Source organism: Nocardia sp. alder85J, assembly GCF_020176955.2.
Taxonomy (GTDB): Bacteria; Actinomycetota; Actinomycetes; order Mycobacteriales; family Mycobacteriaceae; genus Nocardia.
Genome location: NZ_JAIUCZ020000005.1, coordinates 607,437 through 622,043, shown reverse-complemented (window position 1 = coordinate 622,043; position 14,607 = coordinate 607,437). Strand labels below are relative to the sequence as shown.

At 69.1% G+C, this 14,607-nt stretch carries 16 protein-coding genes; 5 read left to right on the top strand and 11 right to left on the bottom strand.

Features of this window, described 5'->3' with window-relative positions:
* Window positions 1-142 precede the first annotated feature (142 nt).
* On the top strand, window positions 143-352 hold the full coding sequence (locus tag LBW94_RS22665) for a hypothetical protein (RefSeq protein WP_225053104.1): 210 nt from the start codon (window positions 143-145) through the stop codon (window positions 350-352).
* Between the two features lie 49 nt (window positions 353-401).
* Here the strand turns inward: LBW94_RS22665 and LBW94_RS22660 are convergent, their stop codons facing one another.
* A complete protein-coding gene (locus LBW94_RS22660) occupies window positions 402-1,331 on the bottom strand; it encodes a helix-turn-helix transcriptional regulator (RefSeq protein ID WP_225053103.1) in 930 nt (309 codons plus the stop codon).
* A gap of 62 nt (window positions 1,332-1,393) precedes the next feature.
* Here LBW94_RS22660 and LBW94_RS22655 point away from each other — a divergent pair, with 62 nt between their 5' ends.
* Entirely contained in the window at window positions 1,394-1,795 is a 402-nt protein-coding gene (locus tag LBW94_RS22655; RefSeq protein ID WP_225053101.1) for a RidA family protein, read from the top strand.
* Window positions 1,796-1,941: 146 nt separating this feature from the next.
* On the top strand, window positions 1,942-2,868 hold the full coding sequence (locus LBW94_RS22650) for an SAM-dependent methyltransferase (protein WP_225053099.1): 927 nt from the start codon (window positions 1,942-1,944) through the stop codon (window positions 2,866-2,868).
* Between the two features lie 109 nt (window positions 2,869-2,977).
* Here the strand turns inward: LBW94_RS22650 and LBW94_RS22645 are convergent, their stop codons facing one another.
* A complete protein-coding gene (locus LBW94_RS22645; RefSeq protein ID WP_225053098.1) occupies window positions 2,978-3,718 on the bottom strand; it encodes an MBL fold metallo-hydrolase in 741 nt (246 codons plus the stop codon).
* Window positions 3,719-4,000: 282 nt separating this feature from the next.
* Between LBW94_RS22645 and LBW94_RS22640 the strand changes: the two genes are divergently transcribed.
* Entirely contained in the window at window positions 4,001-4,258 is a 258-nt protein-coding gene (locus tag LBW94_RS22640; protein ID WP_225053097.1) for a hypothetical protein, read from the top strand.
* Between the two features lie 50 nt (window positions 4,259-4,308).
* On the opposite strand, the gene ilvA is transcribed toward LBW94_RS22640, so the two are convergent.
* The 4 genes from ilvA to LBW94_RS44240 all read right to left on the bottom strand — a co-directional run bounded on the left by ilvA (window position 4,309) and on the right by LBW94_RS44240 (window position 6,796).
* Entirely contained in the window at window positions 4,309-5,664 is a 1,356-nt protein-coding gene (ilvA, locus tag LBW94_RS22635; RefSeq protein WP_225053095.1) for a threonine ammonia-lyase IlvA, read from the bottom strand.
* Between the two features lie 97 nt (window positions 5,665-5,761).
* Window positions 5,762-6,196 (bottom strand): nitroreductase family deazaflavin-dependent oxidoreductase, encoded by a 435-nt coding sequence (locus LBW94_RS22630; protein WP_225053093.1) that lies wholly within the window; start codon window positions 6,194-6,196, stop codon window positions 5,762-5,764.
* Between the two features lie 66 nt (window positions 6,197-6,262).
* Entirely contained in the window at window positions 6,263-6,403 is a 141-nt protein-coding gene (locus LBW94_RS22625; protein ID WP_225053092.1) for a hypothetical protein, read from the bottom strand.
* A gap of 45 nt (window positions 6,404-6,448) precedes the next feature.
* Window positions 6,449-6,796 (bottom strand): hypothetical protein, encoded by a 348-nt coding sequence (locus LBW94_RS44240; RefSeq protein WP_323137903.1) that lies wholly within the window; start codon window positions 6,794-6,796, stop codon window positions 6,449-6,451.
* 186 nt (window positions 6,797-6,982) lie between these two features.
* On the opposite strand from LBW94_RS44240, the gene LBW94_RS22615 reads away from it, so the two are divergent.
* Window positions 6,983-8,032 carry a LacI family DNA-binding transcriptional regulator gene (locus tag LBW94_RS22615; protein WP_225053090.1) on the top strand — a complete coding sequence of 350 codons (1,050 nt, stop codon included), beginning with the start codon at window positions 6,983-6,985 and terminating at the stop codon, window positions 8,030-8,032.
* A 211-nt stretch (window positions 8,033-8,243) separates the two neighbouring features.
* Here LBW94_RS22615 and mmsB read toward each other — a convergent pair whose 3' ends face one another.
* The 5 genes from mmsB to LBW94_RS22590 all read right to left on the bottom strand — a co-directional run bounded on the left by mmsB (window position 8,244) and on the right by LBW94_RS22590 (window position 14,465).
* On the bottom strand, window positions 8,244-9,563 hold the full coding sequence (gene mmsB / locus LBW94_RS22610; protein WP_323137902.1) for a multiple monosaccharide ABC transporter permease: 1,320 nt from the start codon (window positions 9,561-9,563) through the stop codon (window positions 8,244-8,246).
* Complete coding sequence (gene mmsA / locus LBW94_RS22605; protein WP_255633475.1) at window positions 9,560-11,083, bottom strand: multiple monosaccharide ABC transporter ATP-binding protein; 1,524 nt, start codon at window positions 11,081-11,083, stop codon at window positions 9,560-9,562. The genes mmsB and mmsA overlap by 4 nt, the downstream gene beginning before the upstream one ends.
* 112 nt (window positions 11,084-11,195) lie before the next feature.
* Window positions 11,196-12,293, bottom strand: coding sequence for a multiple monosaccharide ABC transporter substrate-binding protein (gene chvE / locus LBW94_RS22600; protein WP_225053087.1), 1,098 nt, complete (start codon window positions 12,291-12,293; stop codon window positions 11,196-11,198).
* A gap of 19 nt (window positions 12,294-12,312) precedes the next feature.
* Entirely contained in the window at window positions 12,313-13,761 is a 1,449-nt protein-coding gene (locus LBW94_RS22595) for an L-fucose/L-arabinose isomerase family protein (protein ID WP_225053085.1), read from the bottom strand.
* Window positions 13,762-13,790: 29 nt separating this feature from the next.
* Complete coding sequence (locus tag LBW94_RS22590; protein WP_225053278.1) at window positions 13,791-14,465, bottom strand: L-ribulose-5-phosphate 4-epimerase; 675 nt, start codon at window positions 14,463-14,465, stop codon at window positions 13,791-13,793.
* Window positions 14,466-14,607: the final 142 nt, after the last annotated feature.

Genomic DNA, 14,607 nt, shown 5'->3' with positions numbered 1-14,607 from the left:
GGATCGTTCCAGGATGGGTAGGTGGCGGAAAACGGGTGCGGGCCGGGCACATGTCGGTCCCGGCGGCTAGGGTGCGGGGTGCGTTTTCCGGCAACGGCGCCGGAAAACGTCTGCCTCGTCGATCAAGGAGTGAATTCTGCTCGTGCGTTACCCGATTCGCGCTCTCGCCCTCGCCGCCACCACCGTTGCGGCCGCATTGCTGACCGTCGGCACCGCCGCGGCCGAGCCCGCCCCGCAACCCGCGACCGATATCTTCACCCAGCTGCACGGCATCACCGCCGGCCTGGTGGATTTCGATCCGACCTGCGCCTTCGGCTCCGTCTCCGGATCCGCCTGCGGCGGATACGACTAGCGATGCGACGGCCCGGGGCCACCGCCGATGCGGTGGCCCCGGCCGCGCGCTACGCGCGCCCGTAACGCTCCACCAGCGCGGATCCGAACACCGCGAGCTGTGCCCGTAACTCGTCGGGCTCGACGACCTCGACCTCGGGGCCGAGTGACATCACCCAGCGGGCCGCGGCGGCGATATCGTCGGTCGCCAGCCGCAATTCGCAGCCGTCCCCGTCGCCGACCGCCTCGGCCACCGACGGCGGCACCCAGGCCCGCACGACCTCCACCGGCGCGTCCACCCGCAGCCGCACCGCATGCCTGCGTCCGCGCGCGAGCGATCGGGTCACGAACCCGACGGGATCCTCCGGCGGCAGCGGAGTCGGCAACGACCTCCCGATCGGTTCCACCGTATCGATGCGATCCAGCGCCCACGTCCGCCAGGCGGGCGAATCACGTTCGCAGGCCACGAGATACCACATCCCGCCGAGGTGGACGAGTTGCAGCGGTTGCAGGGTCCGGGCCCGGTCGTCGACCCGCCGCCGGATCCGCACCGCCTCCCGCTGCCGGCACGCGAGCGCCAGCGCGACCAGCACCGCGCCGTCGACGATGCGCCGCGTCTCGTCGGCATGCCCGATCTCGGCGAGCGCGTTGAGCCGCTGCTGCATTCGCGCCGGTACGATCGTGGCGATCTTGGCCAGCGCGGTCGCGGCGGCCGTCGCGATGTCCCCGATCCCGGCCGCCGTCCGCAACCCCAGCACGACCGCCAGCAGTTCGTCCCCGTCCAGCATCAGCGCCGGTATCGAGGCCCCGCGCGCCAGCCGATACCCGCCACCACGCCCCGGTGCGGCGTCGATCCGATACCCGAGCTCGCGCAACTGCCCGATGTCCCGGCGCGCCGTGCGCTCGGTGACCCCGAGCCGCCGCGCCAGCTCGCTCGCCGAGATCCCCGGCCGAGCCTGGAGCAGCGTCACCATCTCCAGCCGCCGGCCCGTCGTGTTCACACCCGCCATTCTCGCCGATATCCGGACAGTTTCCGTCCGGGTTGGCTGGCACCATGACGCGCATGAACATCCGACTCCTCCAGCCGGCCGGGCTCGTCGCGAGCCCCGCCTTCAGCCACACCGCGATCGTTCCCCCCGGGGCCACCACGATCTACGTCGGCGGCCAGAACGGTGTGGACGAAAACGGCTCGGTGGTCTCCGCCGATATCGCCGAGCAGTCGCTCAGGGCGGTCGAAAACGCCGGCGTCGCACTGGAAGCCGCCGGAGCGACGCTCGGCGATGTCATCGCCTGGACGGTCCTCATCGACGCGGACGCGGACCTGCGCGCGGCCTACGGCGCCATCGCCCCGAAACTCGCCCGCCCCGGAGCCCCGCCGCTGGTCACCGCCGCCCGTGTCGCGGGCCTCGCCGTTCCCGGCGCCCTGATCGAGGTGAGCGCGATCGCCGCACTACCACCACGGTGAACGGCGACATCACCGGCACGGCGCCGTCGCGCCGGACATCGTGGTAACCCCGCCCCTGTGGCAGACCCGTGAGCGAAATGCACTGCTGTGCAAGGCCGTCGGCCGCCGGGCGGAAGTTGTCGGACCCAGCCGCTAGTTTCACCGGCATGACCGATCCGACTTCCGTCCGGCACGACGGCGACACGTGGGACCTCGCCTCCAGCGTCGGCGAGACGGCCACCGCGGCCGCCGCCGCCCGCGCACTGGCAACCCGCGCGAACCCCGCACTCATCGCCGACCCCTTCGCGGAACCCCTCGTCCGCGCGGTCGGCATCGACTTCCTCACCCGCCTGGCCACCGGTGCGGCGGACGAGGACTTGGTCGACCAGGTCTGGATCGACATAGCCGTGATCCGAACCACGTTCTACGACAACTTCTTCCAGACGGCCGCGACCGCGGGCATCACCCAGATGGTCATCCTGGCCGCCGGCCTGGACTCCCGCGCCTACCGCCTCCCCTGGCCCACCGGCACCGTCGTCTACGAACTCGACCAGCCCCCCGTCATCGACTTCAAAACCCGCACCCTGGCCGACCTGCACGCCACCCCCACCGCCGACCGCCGCCCGGTCCCCGCCGACCTCCGTGACGACTGGCCCGGCGCCCTGCGCACCGCCGGTTTCGACCCGTCCCGCCCCACCGCCTGGAGCGCCGAGGGCCTGCTGGGCTACCTCCCTCCCGAAGCCCAGGACCACCTGCTCGACACCCTCACCGACCTCAGCGCTCCCGGCAGCCGAGTGGCCACCGAAAGCCGCCCCAACCCGAACCCCGGCGACGACGCCGAAACCAAGAAAAGCCTCAACCACCTCTCCGACCGCTGGCGCGCCCACGGCTACGCCCCCGACATGGCGGGCCTCCGTTACTTCGGCCCGCGCAACGAGGCAGCCCCCTACCTCACCGCCCTCGGCTGGACCCTCGACAGCACCACCCTCCGGGACCTGCTCACCGCCACAAACCTCGCACCCCTGAAGGACGACACCATGCGCAGCGGCGACGTGCTCTATGTGAGCGGTGTCCTCGGGACGAGCATGATGTAGCACCACCTCGTCCCGAGGACCGGGCTGCCACGTCTCGCGAAGCGCCGACCGTGCCCGGCCATCTCCCGATCCGGCGGCCGGAACCCGCTCCCGCACACGGCCGTCGGTGTTACGCCAGATCCCACACCGATCGCGCGTGGATCGGGAGGCCGTGCCCCGGCAGCAAATGCTCGACCGGCAGTTCCCGCAGACGGCTCGCGGTCTCCGCGGCTGCCCTGACATCGACTGTGTCGGGAGCGAATCGCGGTCGCCCGTTGATCGTCAACACCGCGTCCCCGGACAGCAGCGTGCGGGTCTCGGCATTCCACAGCGCGATGCTGTCGTCGGTGTGGCCCGGAGTCCGCACGACCGTCCAGGCCGATGCGCCGTGCAGCGGTTGTCCGTCCTCCAGACTGCCGACCGGCCGTGGCCCCGGCCAGAGCATACGCCGAGTCCCGCCGAATCCGGCTGTCACGGCTGCCCGCACGAATCCTGTTGCGGCCCTGCGGTCGAACGGCTGCCCGAACAACAAGGGCCAGGTCCGGGCCAACTTCACCAGACTGGGAGTCCTCGGCTCGACGCCCTCGAGGTAGGACAGCGTCACCGTCGGCAGATGGACGTTCGCATCGTGCCGCCGAGCCAAGGCCGCCGCGCCACCGACATGATCGCAGTGCCCATGGGTCGCCGTGACGACCCGGACCTGCCCAGCCATGGTCGCCAGCAGCGGCTCGACATCATCGACCGACGTGGGCATCCCCGGATCGACCACGACGATCGCGCCGTCGTCGCCGGTCAGCAGATAGCAGTTGAAGCACCACCTGGAAACCCGCGACACCCCCAAGGCCGCCAGCCGTTCGACCACCGCACCCATGTCCACCCCCTGCCCCGGTTCGCCGCGCGGGGCCACCGCGCGGCGACCCTGCGGAGTGCAGTCTATCCGGCTGCGTCGACTCTCATCACCCGTCGTCGACCGTCCACGAGGTGAACTGTCCGGGCACATCCGCCCGGTCGGTAAATTTATTTCCGAATATTCGGCCAGGGATTCGATTAAATGAATTGAACGCTGGTCGTTTGTGTTCGTGCTCATTTTGTGGATATCTTCTGCACCATGCCGTTGTGACAGGCCGGAGTTGGGACCGAAAGTTGCACAATCATGACGATTTCACTCGACAAATATCGGTGGGAAAGCGAATTCGCTCTCCGCCACCAGGCATTGGGGCGTGCCGAGGGTGAAGCTGTCGGACGCGCGGAGGGTGAGGCGACGGCGATTCTCACCGTGTTGGCCGCCCGTGGGATCACTGTCGACGCCAGTACCCGCCGTCGCATATCGGAATGCTGGGACCTCGAGCTGTTGGCACAGTGGTTGAGGCGCGTTGCCATAGTATCGACCGCTGCGGAATTGTTCGAGTGAGGTTTTCGTTGTCGGGCACCGCATGTTGTGCGGTGCCCGACCGATGGTGATCAGGTGAGGTAGCGGTACGCCGGGGAATTCGGGTCCAGGCGTTCGCATTGGATGGGGGATTCGTCCATGCGTTCCAGGAGGGATTTCAGGCCCTCGGAGACGCCGAGTTCGATGCCGACCAGGGCGGCGCCGGTTTCCCGGTTGTTGCGTTTGACGTATTCGAAGAGGGTGACGTCGTCGTCGGGGCCCAGGACTTCGTCCAGGAAGCGGCGGAGGGCGCCGGGCTCTTGGGGGAAGTCCACCAGGAAGTAGTGCTTGAGGCCCTGGTGGACCAGGGAGCGTTCGATGATCTCGCCGTAGCGGGAGACGTCGTTGTTGCCGCCGGAGACCAGGCAGACCACCGTCGAGCCGGGTTCCACCGTGAGTTCGGCCAGGGCCGCGACCGCCAGGGCGCCCGCGGGTTCGGCGATGATGCCCTCGTTCTGGTAGAGCTCGAGCATGGTGGTGCAGATGGCGCCCTCGTCCACTTGCAGCATGCGGAAAGACCCTGCACCCGAATCGGATTCGGTGGAGATGAGCAGGGGCAGGGAGGCGTGCGAGACGATGCGGCCGCCGAAACCGGCGACCGTCCGGTAGGGCAGGTCGCCGATGCGGCGGACGGCGGCGCCGTCGACGAACGGGTCGATCGACGGGAGGGTGACCGGGCCGCCCGCGACCAGGGCGGCCGTCATGGAGGCGGCGCCGGCGGGTTCCACGCCGACGATGGCCGTGCCGGGGGAGCGTTCGCGCAGGTAGGTGCCGATGCCGGCCAGGCAGCCGCCGCCGCCGACCGGGATGATCACCAGGTCGGGGGTGGTGGGCAGCTGGTCCAGGAATTCCACCGCTACCGTGCCCTGGCCGGCGGCGGTGCGCGCGTCGTCGAAGGGGGGGACGGCGGTGGCGCCGGTGCGGGCGACGTCGGCCGCGGCAGCCGCGGCGGCCGCGTCGTAGGTGTCGCCGGTGGCGATCAGTTCCACGAACCGGCCACCGTGGGCGCGGATGCGGTCGCGTTTCTGCTTGGGGGTGGTGGTCGGGACATAGATGCGGCCCGCGATGCCCATGGCCCGGCAGGCGTAGGCGACACCCTGCGCGTGGTTGCCGGCGCTGGCTGTCACCACACCGGCGGCACGCTCGGCGGGTGTGAGTTGCACGATCAGGTTGTAGGCGCCGCGCAGCTTGTAGCTGCGCACGGCGGTGAGGTCCTCACGCTTGACGTAGACCTCGGCGCCCGATCGTGCCGACAGCCGCTCGATTCTCTGTAGCGGCGTCGGCTCGATGATGTCGGAAATTCGCTTCGCGGCCGCGTCGATCTCGTCCGCCGTCAATTCGGGCAGCGGACCGGACACCTTCTCTGCGAGCTCGAGCGATTTCGACACCCCGACATGCTATCGGCAGGCGAACCGGTCGCCGCGGCCGACCGGGGGGCCGCACCCATTGTCCGGTTTCGCGGACGGGGGCGCGGCCGGAGCCGGATCAGTGCGGGGTGAGGACGAACAGCGGGATGCTGCGGTCGGTCTTCTTCTGGTACTCCGCGTAGTCCGGCCAGGCCGCGACCGCGCGCTCCCACCACTGCGCCTTCTCGTCGTCGAAGACCTCGCGGGCGGTGTAGTCCTTGACCACGTCGCCGTCGCGCAGTTCGACGTGCGGATCGGCCTTGATGTTGTAGTACCAGACCGGATTCTTCGGGGCGCCGCCCAGCGAGGCGACCACCGCGTATTCGCCGTCGTGCTCGACCCGCATCAGCGGGGTCTTGCGGATCTTGCCGGATTTCGCGCCGACCGTGATCAGCAGGATGATCGGCTTGCCCTTCATGGTCTTGCCCTCGGCGCCGTTCGAGGACTCGTACTTGTCGGCCTGTTCGCGTGACCAGTCGGTCGGACTGGGCTCGTAGTCTCCGGTGAGTGGCATGTCCGTCAGAATACCGACCGGCATGCTGGTGATTCCGGGTGGCAGCGTTGCGATTCGGACTCCGGGTCAGCGTCGCCGGGAACCGACCGGCAACCGCTGCAACACGATGAATACCAGTAGTAGCGCGCCGATCACGATCCGCGTCCACCGCGAACTCGGCGTGCCCTGGAAACTGACGATGGTCTGGATCACGCCGAGGGTGAGCACGCCGAGCGCGAAGTGGTGCCCTCCAGCACCGCGATGTCAACGGTCTCATTCGAGCCCTTGTACTGGTCGGCCACCCACTGCCCGGCCTTGTGGCCCTCGCTTGATCTGATTCTCCTGCTTCTGTTGTGCGTCGGCGAATTTCAGGTTGATGCCCGCGGTCTTCGCCGACTCGTGGATGGACCGGGTGTTCGCGGTGCGCCGGCCGCTCTCGGCGCCGACCTGGGAGAAACCCAGGGTGGGCTGGCCGTTGCCGCTTCCGGACGAGCCGCAACCGGCGAGCGCCGCGGTGGTGAGGGTGAGGACACCGGCTGCGGTGACAAGCCTCTTCGATACGAGGGGATTCCCTTGCAGTGAACCGGGACAAGAGTTGTGTCTGATAGTGTTAGCGCTCACATTCGTCCCGTCAAGGGTATGAGTGAAACATTCCGGCACCGGTGACCCGCGGGCATCGGTTGACGCTCATGGCAATTCGCCGCGCACCGGCCGGGCCGCCGCACCCGGCGAAGTGAGCGCTAACCTGAATCGTCGGGACCGGGGCCGGGAGATCGGAACTCCACAAGGCGTGGAAAGGCTGGGGATGTGAGAGACAGGGACAGGCATGCGCCGGTGAAGGTGGCGCGGGTGGCCGGGGGACGTCCCGCGGTGATGACCGACGTGGCCAAGCTCGCCGGGGTCTCGCATCAAACCGTGTCGAGGGTGCTGAACGGCAGCCCGCAGGTGCGCCAGGAGACCCGTGACCGGGTGCTGCGCGCGGTGGAGGAACTCGGCTACCGGCCGAACGCGATGGCGCGCGGGCTGGTCAGCCGCCGCTCCAAGGTGCTGGGCGCGGTCACCTTCGATACCACGCTGTACGGCCCGGCGTCGATGATGCTGGGCATCGAGCGGGCCGCGCGCGCCGCGGGCTACGGCGTCTCCATCGTCACCCTCGAACGGGTCGACCGGCACGGCGTGCTGGACGCGGTGAACACCCTGGCCGACCAGGGCGTCGACGGGGTGATCATCCTCGCGCCGCAACTGGCCGCCGCGGTCGCGCTGCACAACCTGCCCGCCCGGCTGGTGGCGGTGGCGGTGCAGGCCGGGCACGACGCGGGTCTGCCCGCGGCCTCGATGGACCAGCACGAGGGCAGCCGCCTGGCCGTGGAGCACCTGCTGAGCCTCGGGCACGAGACGGTGTGGCACGTCTCCGGCCCCAACGGCTGGCTGGAGGCCCGCGACCGCGTCGACGGCTACCGCCGCACCCTGGAGACCGCCGGCGCTCGCATCCCGCCCATGATCAGCGGCGACTGGAGCGCCCGGTCCGGTTACGAGGCCGGTCTGGTGCTGGCCGCGCAGCCGGGAGTCACCGCGGTGTTCGCCGGCAACGACCAGATGGCGCTGGGCCTGTTGCGCTCGTTCGCCGAACGCGGCATCCGGGTGCCCGACGATGTGTCGGTGGTCGGCTTCGACGACATCCCCGAGGCCGCCTACCTGTCCCCGCCGCTGACCACCGTGCGCCAGGATTTCGACGAGGTCGGCCGCCGCAGCATGCAACTGCTGCTGCGACTGCTGGAGAACGACGGCGAGAACCCGGACCCGCCCGCGGTATTGCCGACCCTCGTCGTCCGGGACAGTTCGGCGCCGCCGAAATAGGCTGCGGCGCACAGTTCCCCGCTCCACGGCGGGCCGCTCGGACGGCCCGCCGAAATCGCCTGCCGCGCAGCGCCGCCACGAGTGCGGCCCGAACAGCCCGCGGCGAGCGGGAACCGGCACGGGGAACTCCCGCCCCGGAGGGTTGGGGCGGGAGTCCCCGGCGGGCGGCCACCGGATCGACACGGCCGCCAGCGCGGGGCGGCCGTGGGGTTCAGGTGGCCGCGCGCTTCTTGTTGTAGACGTCGAAGGCGACCGCGGCCAGCAGTACCAGGCCCTTGATCACCTGCTGCCAGTCGCTGCCGACGCCGAGCATGGACATGCCGTTGTTCATCACGCCCATGACCAGGGCGCCGACGATCGCCCCCACCACGGTGCCGATGCCGCCGCCGGCCGAGGCGCCACCGACGAAAGCCGCTGCGATGGCGTCCAATTCGAAGTTCTGCCCGGCCTTCGGGGTGGCGTCGCCGAGACGCGCGGCGAAGATGATGCCCGCCAGCGCCGCCAGCACGCCCATGTTGACGAACACCCAGAAGGTGTTGCCCCGGGTGTTCACCCCGGACAGCGCCGCCGCCTTCTCGTTTCCGCCCACGGCATAGATACGTCGCCCGATGACCGTTCGGTTCATCACGAACGAATAGACCAGGATCACCGCCACCAGGATCAGGCCGATGATCGGAATCCCGTTGTAGGAGGCCAGGACATAGGTGAACGCGCCGATCACCAGGCCCAGCGCGACCATCTTCGCGACGAACAGCGACCGCGGTCCGGTGGGCAACCCGTACGAACGCCGCCGCCCGCGCAACCGCAACTGCTGCCAGACCAGTGCGGCGATCGCGGCGATGCCCAGCAGCAGGGTGGCGCCGTGCAGATCGCCGACCCGCAGATGCACCACGATCCCGTGCCGGAACCCGTCGAACACCACCGCGTGGATCGGCAGCCAGTTCGGCAGATAGCCCGCGGCGATGTTGACGAAACCCTGCGGGAACGGCCCGATCGACTGCCCCTGCAACACCAACTGCGCCAGGCCCCGGAACAGCAGCATGCCGCCGAGGGTCACGATGAAGGCCGGGATCTTCACGTAGGCGATCCAATACCCCTGCCACACACCGATCACCGCGCCCAGCGCCAGCCCCGCGACCACCACGACCGGCCACGGCCAGTGCCAGTGCACGATCGCGATGCCGGTGAGCGCGCCGACCAGCGCGCATACCGAGCCCACCGACAGGTCGATGTGCCCGTTGATGATCACCAGCATCATGCCGACGGCCAATACCAGGATGTAGCCGTTCTGGAGGATGACGTTGGTGACGTTCAGCGGGGTCAGCAGGCTGACGCCGTCGCTGAGCTTGACCGTGGTGAGGATCTGGAACAGCACCACGATGGCGATCAGCGCGACCGTCATGCCGTACTGACGGACGTTGCCGCGCAACGTCTTCCGCAGCGCGGCCAGTGCGCCGGTCTGCCGCCGGGCGGTGGCGGCGACGATCTCGTCGGTGTTCTCGCCCTCGGTGATCAGATCCCGCAACGTCACGACGGCACCGCCTCGGACGCGGCGCCGCGGGTCATCAGTCTCATCACTGCCTCCTGTGTCGCTTCCGCTCGCGGCAGCTCACCGGTGATGCGGCCGGCGTTCATCGCGTAGAGGCGATCGCACAGACCGAGCAGTTCCGGCAACTCCGACGAAATGACCAGCACGCCTTTGCCTTCCGCGGCCAGCTGCTGGATGATCAGGTAGATCTCGTATTTGGCGCCGACATCGATGCCGCGGGTCGGCTCGTCCAGGATCAGCAGCTCCGGTTCGGTGAAGATCCACTTGCCCAGCACCACCTTCTGCTGATTGCCGCCGGAGAGGTTGCCGACCTTCTGGAACACCGTCGGCGTCTTCACCGTCAGCCGGGTGCGCAGCCGTTCGGCCGCGAGCACCTCCCGATGCGTGTCGATCACCGCACGGGTCGACACCGCGGCCAGATTGGCGAGTGTCATGTTGCGGCGGATGTCCTCCTCCAGGATCAGCCCGTACTGTTTGCGATCCTCGGAGACGTAGGCGATCCCGGCCGCGATGGCATCGCCGACCGTCGAGAGTTTCAGCGGCACACCATCCTTGCGCACGGTGCCGCGGATGTTGCGGCCGTAGGACCGGCCGAACACGCTCATCGCCAGTTCGGTGCGTCCGGCGCCCATCAGCCCGGCGATGCCGACGATCTCGCCGCGCCGCACGTGCAGCGCCGCATCGCGCACCACCTGCCGACCGGCGATGGTGGGGTGATCCACTGTCCAGCCCTCGAGCTCGAACAGCACCGCGCCGATGTCCGGCGCCGGCCGGGGCGGGAACCGATGGTCCAGGTCGCGGCCGACCATGCCCTTGATCAGCCGGTCCTCGGTCACCTCCGCGGCGGCCAGCGTCTCGATGGTGTGCCCGTCGCGCAGGATGGTGACGGTATCGGCCACGGCCAGTACCTCGTTCAGTTTGTGCGAGATGAGGATCGAGGTGATCCCCTGCGCACGAAGCTCTTTCAGCAGCTCCAGCAGGGCCGCGCTGTCGGTCTCGTTGAGCGCGGCGGTGGGCTCGTCGAGGATCAGCAGCCGGACCTGTTCGGCCAGCGCCTTGGCGATCTCCACGAGCTGCTGCTTGCCGACGCCGAGGGCGGCGACCGGCGTCTCCGGATCCTCGATCAGCCCGACTCGGGTCATCAGTAGCATTGCCTGCCGGTTGGTCTCCTGCCAGTCCACCGTGCCGTACCGGCCGCGCTCGTTGCCCAGGAAGATGTTCTCCGCGATGGACAGCTGCGGCACCAGCGCCAGCTCCTGGTGGATGATCGCGATCCCGGCGGCCTCGCTGTGCCGGATGTCGCGGAACGCCATCTCGGTGCCGTCCACCAGGATCGCGCCGGTGTAGGTGCCGTGCGGGTAGACCCCGGACAGCACCTTCATCAGGGTCGACTTCCCGGCGCCGTTCTCCCCGACCAGGGCGTGGATCTCACCCCGGGTGACCTCGAAGTCGACCTCGTCCAGGGCCTTGACCCCCGGGAATTCCATGGTGATCGCGCGCATTTCGAGAATGTGCGGGTTCACATCGCCTGCCTCTCCTGCGGACTCCGGGAGCCGCCCCTCATCGCGGCCGACTCCCGGTCACCCGAACCTGTTCCCGCACAGCGGGTTCGGCTCAGGCGAAGTCCTTCTCGCTGTAATATCCGCTGTCGATCAGCACCTGCTTGTAGTTGGCCTTGTCCACCGCCACCGGTTGCAGCAGATACGACGGCACCTTCTTCTTGCCGTTGTCGTAGGAGGTGGTGTCGTTGACCTCCGGAGTACCGCCGGTCAGGATGGCGTTGGTCATCTGCACCGCGGCCTTGGCCAGCAGCCGGGTGTCCTTGAACACCGTCATCGTCTGCTCGCCGGCGATGATCGACTTCACCGACGCCTTCTCCGCGTCCTGGCCGGTGACGATCGGGATCTTCTTGTCGCCCTTGCCGTATCCGACCGCCTTGAGCGCCGACAGGATGCCGATGGACAGGCCGTCGTAGGGCGACAGCACGGCGTCGACGGTGGCGTTGGAGTAGTTGGCCGACAACAGATTCTCCATCCGGGCCTGCGCGGTGGCGCCGTCCCAGCGCAGCGTGGTGACCTGGTCCACGTTGGTCTGCCCGGAGCGCACCACCAGCTTCCCGGTGGTGATCAGCGGCTTCAGCACCGACATCGCGCCGTCGAAGAAGAAGTAGGAGTTGTTGTCGTCCGGCGATCCGGCGAACAGCTCGATGTTGAACGGGCCCTTGCCTTGCGCGACGCCGAGCTGGTCGACGATGTAGTTCGCTTGCAGCACACCGACCTTGAAATTGTCGAAGGTGGCGTAGTAGTCCACGTTCGCGGTGTCGCGGATCAGCCGGTCGTAGGCGACGACGGCGATCTTGGCGTCCTTGGCCTTCTGGAGCACCCCGGTCAGCGACTTGTTGTCGATGGCCGCGATCACCAGCGCCCGCACGCCCTGGGTGATCATGTTCTCCAGCTGCGACACCTGGGTCTCGATCACATCCTCGGCGTACTGGAGATCGGTGTCGTACCCGGCGGTCTTGAACTGGCCGACCATGTTGTTGCCGTCGGCGACCCAGCGTTCGGAGGATTTGGTGGGCATCGCGATGCCGACCTTGCCGCCCGCCTTGGTCGTCGAGCCGGAGCCGGAATCGACGGAGCAGGCCGCCGCGGCGAGCAGGGCCGCGGCGCCGCCGGCGACGGCGAAGAATCCGCGGCGATCGAATCGGTTCATAGGGGACTCCCTTGTCTGTCTATACCTGCACGAATTCGATTCCGGTCAGCCGGCAGAACACCTGCCAGTCCGTGGCGTGCCGGCCCACGTTGAGCACCTGATGGTGCGGCCCGCCCGCCGCCAGCCAGCCGTCCATGCAGGCGCGCACGCCGCTGCCGGGCCGGAACTGGCCGTAGGGCATCTCCAATTGCGGCAGCGGCGCGGCGTCGAGCACCTCGCCCTCGGCCACCACCAGCCGGAACCGCTCCCCGCCGAGTGACACCAGACAGGCCAGGGTGGCCGGGCCGGGCCGGTACCGGAACAGGAACGTCGGCGGCGCGTCCAGCCGCCCGATGCCCAGTTCGCGGTGGATCAGCCGCACCGGCTCGTCGTCGCGGGCGACGCGCCAGTTCCCTTCGCCCATATGACTCATCAGGATCGAATCGGACGGGAAGTCCATGGCGTACATCTCGGTGAAGTGGCCCTCACCGATGAGCTGATGCCCGGCGTACACCATCGCCGCCGCCATCGCGTCGCCCTCGGCGCCGTAGCCGTAGCCCTTCGCCATCAGGCTCGACGCCGCCGCCAGCGGCAGCCGCGTGAACCGGCCGTCCTCGCCGATGGCGTCGAAATGGGTGGAGTAGGCCCGGTATCCGCGGTCGACGAGGATCTTCTCGATCGCCAGCTGCATCCGGGCGTGGTCCTCGCGCTCCGCGGTGGTGAGAGCGGCGTCGATCTCGAATCGCGTGTTCTCCCAGTCGATCAGCGCCGCCACCCGATCGGCGGGCACGTCCTGCGAGCCGCGGTACAGATCGCCCGGGGCGACGAAGGAGATCTCCGGGCCGAGGGTCCGCAGCAGCGCGTTCTCGTCGACGCGGATATCGCCCATGTCGTTCATCGCGTAGCCGAAGATGCCGACCTTCAACGACTTCCACGCCGTGACCGCGCGTGCCGCGCGCGCCCAGCGGTCCACCCGCATCGCGAATTCCGGTGCGCGCCAGTCGTCGGTGATCACCTCGAACGGCCGATCCGCGCGCACCAGGGCGTTCGCGGTGTCCTGGGCGCCGTGGATGCCCTGGTTGTAGGTCATGTCGGCCATGTCCCAGGCCGCGGTCACCTGCGGCTCGGGCTGAATGTTGGCCAGCAGCACCGGAAGCCGGTTCTCGTTGAACAGCCGGGCCACCCGCATCGCGGGGCCGTAGGTGAGCAGCACCACCATCACGCCGTCCAGGTCGGCGTTGACGAATTCCCGCATCACCTCCTCGGCGTCGGCACGGTCCTTGACCGGGCGGCCCACGGTCCAGTCGGCCACCTCGGCCAGCCGGTCGGCGATCTCGTGCGCGTAGCCGGCCTGCCGGTCGGTGATGCCGGGAATCATGTGGTCGTACAGCGCCTGCATGATGCCGAGCAGGCCGATGCGCGGTTTGCGCACGGGCACACCGGATTCCGCCGGGACCTCGGCCCGGTGCAGCGGAGATACGGATGTCATGACGGGTTCGACTCCTTCGGCGGCCGCGCTCAGCGCTGGCCGTAGACGTTCTGGTAGCGGTCGTAGAGACGGTCCACGTCGGCCTGCGGCAGCGGCGCGGGATCCCCGAGTTGCCGCGCGATGTGCACCGTGCGCGCGACGTCCTCGCACATGACGGCCGCCTGCACCGCGGCGCGCGCGCTGCCGCCGATCCCGAACACGCCGTGGTTGCGCATCAGCACCGCGGGGGAGCGGTGTCCGGCAAGGGTTTCCACCACCGCCCGGCCGATCGCGTCGGTGCCGATGAGGGCGAACGGGCCCACCGGGATCTCGCCGCCGAACTCGTCGGCCATCGCGGTGAGCGCGCACGGGATCGCCTCGCCACGCGCGGCCCAGGCGCTGGCATAGGTGGAGTGTGTGTGCACCACGCCGCCGACCTGCGGCATCGCCCGGTACACGTAGGCGTGCGCGGCGGTGTCGCTGGACGGCGACAGCTCACCCTCGACCGGATTCGCCGCCAGATCGCAGACCACCATGGACGCCGGGGTCAGCTCGTCGTAGGACACCCCGCTGGGCTTGATCACCAGCAACTGTTCCCCCGGCACCCGCGCCGAGACATTGCCCGCGGTCCACACCACCAGCCCCCAGCGGATCAATTCGTGATGCAGGACAACGAGTTCCGCGCGCAACCGGGCGATCGCGGCGGTGACCACGCCGGTGTACAGCGTGGGACCTTCCCGGCGGGCGGCTGCATGCGGCCCCGGCCCGGTCGCCGCCGGCCCGGGCGTGATCGCCACGTGCGGCTCCGGTTCGGTCACCGCTGTCCCGGCTGCACCTGTCGCGTGGGGCCAGGGCTCGGGCACCTCG

What these genes read in the sequence shown, in the direction of transcription:
- mmsA (WP_255633475.1), bottom strand. Translation starts at nt 11,083, where the DNA reads ATGCGCGCGATCACCATGGAATTCCCGGGGGTCAAGGCCCTGGACGAG.
- LBW94_RS22630 (WP_225053093.1), bottom strand. Translation starts at nt 6,196, where the DNA reads ATGCCACTCACCGGAGACTACGAGCCCAGTCCGACCGACTGGTCACGC.
- LBW94_RS22595 (WP_225053085.1), bottom strand. Translation starts at nt 13,761, where the DNA reads ATGACATCCGTATCTCCGCTGCACCGGGCCGAGGTCCCGGCGGAATCC.
- LBW94_RS22650 (WP_225053099.1), top strand. Translation starts at nt 1,942, where the DNA reads ATGACCGATCCGACTTCCGTCCGGCACGACGGCGACACGTGGGACCTC.
- LBW94_RS22655 (WP_225053101.1), top strand. Translation starts at nt 1,394, where the DNA reads ATGAACATCCGACTCCTCCAGCCGGCCGGGCTCGTCGCGAGCCCCGCC.
- chvE (WP_225053087.1), bottom strand. Translation starts at nt 12,293, where the DNA reads ATGAACCGATTCGATCGCCGCGGATTCTTCGCCGTCGCCGGCGGCGCC.
- LBW94_RS22645 (WP_225053098.1), bottom strand. Translation starts at nt 3,718, where the DNA reads ATGGGTGCGGTGGTCGAACGGCTGGCGGCCTTGGGGGTGTCGCGGGTT.
- LBW94_RS22640 (WP_225053097.1), top strand. Translation starts at nt 4,001, where the DNA reads ATGACGATTTCACTCGACAAATATCGGTGGGAAAGCGAATTCGCTCTC.